Here is a 5,947-nt window from a genome sequence, read left to right on the forward strand (position 1 = left end):
TGGATCGGGCCAACGTCACCGGGCAGTTTTGTTGCTGCGTTCATATCAACCGACCTCCTGCGCCAGTTCTTCGACCATCGCCACCAGATTGGCAGTTGCGTCAGGCATTCCCATGGCAAGCGCCCCGGCGCTCATCTCGACCGCTGCGTCCGCATCCCCCAAGATGGCAGATATCTGAGCGGTCAATGTTTCGACCGTAAAGGCGGTTTCGGGGATAACGATTGCCCCATCCGCTTCCTCTAGCCCACGGGCATTGGCGCTTTGGTGATCCCCAGTCGCAATCGCCAGCGGGATCAAAATTGAGGGCCGTCCAATCACGGAAATATCGGCCACCGAAGATGCCCCGGCGCGCGAGACGACCAATTGCGCTTCGCTCATACGTTCTGGAATGTCGGTGAAAAACTCTTGCACGTCCGCTGTGATGCCTTGCTCTGCATAGAACTCCGAGACATTGGCGTGGTCTTCGCCGCGCGCCTGATGACTGACGCGCAGATAGGATTTGATATCGTCAGGCAACATCGCAATCGCTGGCGGCACGATCTCGGACAGAATGCGCGCACCTTGGCTGCCGCCAATCACAAGGATCGACATCGGATAGTCACCCGGCGGAATATAACCAGCCCCCGCGCGGTCCAGAACCGTTTGGCGTACAGGGTTTCCGGTATGGGTGCCTTCGATCCCCTCGGGAAGTGTTGTCGGCCAGGTGCCGCATGCGATCTTGCTGACACGTTTGGCAAAGACCTGATTGACGCGGCCCAGCACACCGTTTTGCTCGTGGATCATCCGCGGCAGTTTCATCAGCACTGCAGCGCCCATTGCGGGAATGGTCGGATAGCCGCCAAATCCCACCACCACATCTGGCCGGTCGCGCCGCAACTTCAGAACGGCCGACAGAACGCCACCCATGATCTGAAACGGAGCCGCCAGTTTGGCCAGCGCTCCACCCCGCGAAAACGTGGCAGACGAGACCTGTTCGATCTCGACCCCATCTGGAAAGCTTGCGGTATAGCGGGCACCGCGGGCGTCGGTAGACAGCTTGACGCGCCATCCTTTTGCCAGCATCGCCTCTGCAAGGGCCTGCGCCGGAAACATGTGGCCCCCGGTGCCGCCTGCTGCCATCAAAAGCAGCGGTTGTTTAGTCATCTGATGTGGCCTCGAAGTATATCGCCAAATTCGCCCTGAGCCCGGCTTCGGGTCAGAGCCAGCAACATACCGACTGCGATGCCACCTGCAATAAGGGAAGAGCCACCATAGCTTACAAACGGCAAAGTCATGCCTTTGGCTGGCAACAATCGCACCGCAACACCCAGATTAATCATCGCCTGGATACCAAACAGTGCCACCAGTCCGGTGCCAGCAAGCCGAATGAACGGATCACGTTCGCGCATCAGGCGCAGCAGCGAGCGCACGACGATTGTCGCGTAAAGCCCAATGATACACAGCACCAGAACCAATCCGTATTCTTCGGCAGCGACCGCAATGATGAAATCTGTATGCGCGTCAGGCAGGGACCATTTCACCTGCCCTTCGCCGACACCAACGCCAAAGAACCCGCCCTCGCGGATCGCATTGGTCGCATAGCCAAGCTGCGTCGTCGGATCCACATCGGTACTCAGGAAGCCATCAATCCGGCGCGCAAAGTGTTCCGAAACGTTATAGGCCACAAAACCGCCGATACAGACAAAGCCCGCCATAGCGACCAACAGGGTCATCGGCGCGCCTGCCACGAAATACATCACGCCCCAGCCAAACAGGATCAGACAGGCCTGGCCAAAGTCCGGCTGCATCACCAGCGCCCCGACAATAATCAACGTCAGAACCATCGACCAGCTTTTGCCGGGCGGTCCGTTGATCTCTTGGCTGGCGGCCATCAGCCATGCCATCACAACCACATAAACCGGCTTTAGAAATTCCGAAGGTTGCAGCGCCGCAAAACCCAACGAATACCAGCGCACAGCGCCCTTGCCATAGTCGGTGCCAAACACCGGTAACAGCAACAAAGCCACGAACGCCAGAAAGAACCCCAATACGGCAAACCTGCGAATTTCGCGAGGGGACAGCATCGAGACGATCACCATCGTCACCATCGCGCCGCCAACAAAAATACCCTGACGCAGAACATAGTGGAAATACGGAAACCCGTTTTTCTCGGCCAACGGCGGACTGGCCGCCAATCCCAACAGCATCCCGATACCCATCAAGCCCAGAACACAGGTTAGGGTAATCTTATCAACTGTGCGCCACCACTTCGGAAGAATCGGCTCAACGTCCCGTACTGGGACTCCGCCGTAGACCATTTCTGTCATCTGAGACCTGCCGATTTGCCTGTTTGCGTCCGGTTCTCCGGATCTGCTGCAAATCTTACCACGAGTTCGCGTTTAAGGGAAGCTTTCAGGGAAATTCCCCTTTGCGAATTTATGGTCCTCTGCGGCAGGTCTCCGCCCAATTTTGGTATGGTCGTTTTTGTAAAAATTGGAGCTTTTTGAAAAACCGATGCGCGTTAGAACACATTCATCACATGAAGGAGTGCGCTATGACCGATCAGCCAAGCTATCCCATTACCCCAACCAATCGGGTGAAACGCGCACATGCCCGCGCCGCTTATGATCATGACAGCGTGCACCGCATTCTGGACGCGGCAGCACTATGTCATGTGGCCTATGTGATCGACGGTCAACCCTACGCAACACCCACGATGTTCTGGCGCGAGGGAACGCGGCTTTACTGGCACGGCAGCGCGGCCAGCAAAATGATCAAATCCATCCGTAAGGGCGTCAAAGCCTGTGTGACCGTCACCCATTTCGACGGGTTGGTCATTGCGCGCTCTGGGTTTCATCATTCCGCCAACTACCGCACCGTCATGGCCTTTGGCACTGCACGCCTTTTGGACGACCCCGACGAAAAATATGCCGCACAGGTAGCCATGGTGGATCGCCTGTTCCCCGGCCGCACGGACGCATTGCGCGCGGTCACACCGCAAGAGCTTAAGGCAACGTCGTTCATCTATATGGACATCGACTCTGCTGCGGCGAAACAAAGAAGCGGCACGGTGGCGGATGATGAAGAGGATTACGCGCTGCCAATCCACGCCGAGGTCATTCCGATTCACACGACCCTCGGCGCGCCGATCCCCTGCCCGCGCAGCCATCCCGACGCGCAACGCGGCGCAGATCTTGATCTCTACCAAGACGGCGCAGCGCTAGAACTCGCGTTCTCGCAGGCCTATGAGCAAACTTTTGAGTAAAGATTGACCCGCGCCCCTTCGGTTTTCATAGTTGATCTGCAGCCGGAGGGGACGCGATGAAAGACACAGTACTTTGGCAACGTCTGGAAGGCCTTGGGGTTTTCAGCGCAGCTTTGATCTATTTTGCCTATCTGGACAGCGGCTTTCCCATCTGGGTCAGCGTGCTATTCTTTTTTGCGCCGGACCTGTCGTTTGCCGCCTATTCCGCCGGGCCAAAAATCGGGGCACTGGTGTATAATCTGGTGCATGTCTACGCGCTGGGGGCAATTTTGCTGGTTGCCGGGCTTTTGACAGCGGATCCCGCGATGGCAGGCATAGGCGCTTTGATGCTGGCGCATACGGGATTTGACCGCGCCTTAGGCTATGGGTTGAAAACCACGCAAGGCTTCAAACACACTCACCTCGGCGACCTCTGAGGCGCTATTTGCCTTGACCTTGGCCCCAAGGCTCGGGCATGGGCGGGCGCATGCAGATAAAGACTCTGATCCTTGGCGCGGGCGCCGCTGGAATGATGTGTGCCGCCCATGCGGGCGCGGGAACGTTGATCGTCGATCACGCCAAAGCCCCCGGCGAAAAGATCCGCATCTCAGGCGGAGGCCGCTGCAATTTTACCAATATGTACGCATCGCCTGAAAACTTCCTAAGTGGGAACCCGCATTTCTGCAAAAGCGCGCTCAGTCGGTATACCCAATGGGATTTCATCGACCTCGTCAGCCGCCACGGCATTGCCTATCACGAAAAGACGCTGGGCCAGTTGTTCTGTGACGAGACCTCTAAAGACATCGTGCAGATGCTGCTTACGGAACTGCACGCGGCGGGGGCAGAGATTTGGCTGAAGACATCTGTGGGAACGGTGTGTCAAAAGAACGGAAAGTTCGAGGTCCAGCTTGAAAAAGACGGCACCGAGGTGACTGTCTTTGCAGACAATCTGGTGCTGGCAACCGGCGGGAAATCCATCCCCAAAATGGGGGCAACCGGACTGGCCTATGACATTGCCAAACAGTTTGGCCTTGCGGTGACAGACACGCGCGCGGGTCTTGTGCCCTTCACTTTTACGGACGGGCGGTTTGGACCGTTGTCAGGAGTCGCTTTGCCCGTGCGCGTCAAAAGCGACACCGCAACATTTGAAGAGGCCCTGCTGTTCACCCATCGCGGGCTGTCTGGCCCGTCGGTTCTGCAAATCAGCTCGTACTGGCGCGAGGGGCAAGACGTCAGCTTTGATCTTTATCCTCAAGGCGACCTTTACGAGACTCTGCGCGCCAAACGCAGCGAGGACGGGCGTAAGAACCTGTCGACCATTCTGGCACAGCTATTGCCCGCCAAGCTGATCGAACATCTGGCAAAAGACCTAGGCATTTCGGGCAATATCGCGGATCAATCCGACGCCAAACTGCGCGCTTTGGATGCGGCCCTGCGCAACTGGCGACTGACGCCAAGCGGCACCGAAGGCTATCGCACCGCAGAGGTTACTTTGGGCGGCATCGACACCGATGGGCTGTCCTCAAAAACGATGGAGGCGAAATCCACGCCCGGGCTTTACGCCATTGGCGAAGCGGTCGATGTGACCGGCTGGCTTGGGGGATTTAATTTCCAATGGGCCTGGAGTTCTGGTTTCGCGGCAGGCACGGCCATCGCCGCAAAACCCTAGGCTAAGGCGGCCTTGACCAATTCGGTGAAATGCGTGCCGCGCTTCTCAAAGCTGTCGTACTGATCAAAACTCGCGGCTGCGGGGGCCAGCAAAACCGTCTCGCCCTCTTGCGCCTCAGATACGGCCTTGGCCACCGCCGTTTCCATGTCTGTGCAGACTTCGGCGTCAAGCCCGCCAAGCTGCATGGCAAAGTTCGCGGCTTCGCGCCCGATGACATAGGCTTTGATCACCTCGGATGTGGCGGAATGCAACGCATCAAGCCCGCCGTCCTTTTCCAGACCGCCACAGACCCAGCGGATCTTTTTGAAGGCACCCAGCGCCTTGGCTGCTGCATCAACGTTAGTGGCTTTGCTGTCGTTCACATAGGTCACACCACCCTGCTCCGCGATGATCTGCGAACGGTGGGGCAAACCTGCGAAGCTGTGAAACGCCTGTTCGATCACCCGTGGCGCAAGCCCGAGAGAACGGCACACCGCATAGGCGGCACAAGCGTTCTGATGATTGTGGGTTCCCGGCAGTCCTTTGATTTGTCGCAGATCAACCGAGCCCACTTGTTTGCCTTTGCGGTATTCTGACAGGAAGCCTTTTTTCGCAAATACCTGCCAGCCCTGACCGGTCAGTTTCTGCTCGACCGACATGCGAATGACGCGATCATCTGCAAGACCTTCGGACAGTTGATTGGCCAGATAGAGCCCCTCGTCCTCGTCAATGCCAACCACGGCACGATCAGGTCCGCCTTCGGCAAATAGACGGCGTTTTGCTGCGAAATAGCCCCCCATACCCGCGTGGCGATCAAGGTGATCGGGCGACAGATTGGTGAACACCGCGACGTCCGGTGTCAGGGCGCGGGCAAGGTCCGTCTGATAGCTAGAGAGTTCCAGCACAACCACTTCGCCGTCAATGGCCGGATCAATATCCAGAACACCGCGACCGATGTTGCCTGCCAACTGACAAGGCCGATTGGCGCTTTCTAAAACATGGTGGATGAGGGCCGAGGTGGTTGATTTACCGTTAGAGCCCGTGACCGTCACAACCTTGGGCAAGATATCGAAATT

General features: G+C 57.5%; 6 protein-coding genes. 3 read left to right on the plus strand and 3 right to left on the minus strand.

Going from position 1 to position 5,947, the window contains the following annotated elements:
- Positions 1-45: 45 nt before the first annotated feature.
- Together ACEQWH_RS11530 and ACEQWH_RS11535 are read right to left on the minus strand one after the other, a co-directional pair.
- Positions 46-1,143 (minus strand): UDP-N-acetylglucosamine--N-acetylmuramyl-(pentapeptide) pyrophosphoryl-undecaprenol N-acetylglucosamine transferase, encoded by a 1,098-nt coding sequence (locus ACEQWH_RS11530; protein WP_370230995.1) that lies wholly within the window; start codon positions 1,141-1,143, stop codon positions 46-48.
- Positions 1,140-2,306 carry a putative peptidoglycan glycosyltransferase FtsW gene (locus ACEQWH_RS11535; protein ID WP_370230996.1) on the minus strand — a complete coding sequence of 389 codons (1,167 nt, stop codon included), beginning with the start codon at positions 2,304-2,306 and terminating at the stop codon, positions 1,140-1,142. The genes ACEQWH_RS11530 and ACEQWH_RS11535 overlap by 4 nt, the downstream gene beginning before the upstream one ends.
- Before the next feature lie 227 nt (positions 2,307-2,533).
- Here ACEQWH_RS11535 and ACEQWH_RS11540 point away from each other — a divergent pair, with 227 nt between their 5' ends.
- From ACEQWH_RS11540 to ACEQWH_RS11550, 3 genes are read left to right on the plus strand one after another with little or no spacing between them, the layout of a single operon-like run.
- A complete protein-coding gene (locus ACEQWH_RS11540) occupies positions 2,534-3,244 on the plus strand; it encodes a pyridoxamine 5'-phosphate oxidase family protein (RefSeq protein WP_370230997.1) in 711 nt (236 codons plus the stop codon).
- A 56-nt stretch (positions 3,245-3,300) separates the two neighbouring features.
- Positions 3,301-3,660: a DUF4260 domain-containing protein gene (locus ACEQWH_RS11545; RefSeq protein WP_370230999.1), complete on the plus strand. Its 360-nt coding sequence runs from the start codon at positions 3,301-3,303 to the stop codon at positions 3,658-3,660.
- A 50-nt stretch (positions 3,661-3,710) separates the two neighbouring features.
- Positions 3,711-4,892, plus strand: coding sequence for an NAD(P)/FAD-dependent oxidoreductase (locus tag ACEQWH_RS11550; protein WP_370231002.1), 1,182 nt, complete (start codon positions 3,711-3,713; stop codon positions 4,890-4,892).
- Here the strand turns inward: ACEQWH_RS11550 and murD are convergent.
- A partial coding sequence (murD, locus tag ACEQWH_RS11555; protein WP_370231004.1) for a UDP-N-acetylmuramoyl-L-alanine--D-glutamate ligase occupies positions 4,889-5,947 on the minus strand: 1,059 nt, incomplete at its 5' end. The two genes, ACEQWH_RS11550 and murD, sit on opposite strands and share 4 nt — an antisense overlap.

It is taken from the genome of Cognatishimia sp., assembly GCF_964229375.1.
In the GTDB taxonomy this organism is placed as follows: Bacteria; Pseudomonadota; Alphaproteobacteria; order Rhodobacterales; family Rhodobacteraceae; genus Cognatishimia.

Bases quoted from the DNA above. Each gene is read 5' to 3' on its own strand.
- ACEQWH_RS11550 (WP_370231002.1), top strand. From the start codon at position 3,711: ATGCAGATAAAGACTCTGATCCTTGGCGCGGGCGCCGCTGGAATGATG.
- ACEQWH_RS11540 (WP_370230997.1), top strand. From the start codon at position 2,534: ATGACCGATCAGCCAAGCTATCCCATTACCCCAACCAATCGGGTGAAA.
- ACEQWH_RS11535 (WP_370230996.1), bottom strand. From the start codon at position 2,306: ATGACAGAAATGGTCTACGGCGGAGTCCCAGTACGGGACGTTGAGCCG.
- ACEQWH_RS11530 (WP_370230995.1), bottom strand. From the start codon at position 1,143: ATGACTAAACAACCGCTGCTTTTGATGGCAGCAGGCGGCACCGGGGGC.
- ACEQWH_RS11545 (WP_370230999.1), top strand. From the start codon at position 3,301: ATGAAAGACACAGTACTTTGGCAACGTCTGGAAGGCCTTGGGGTTTTC.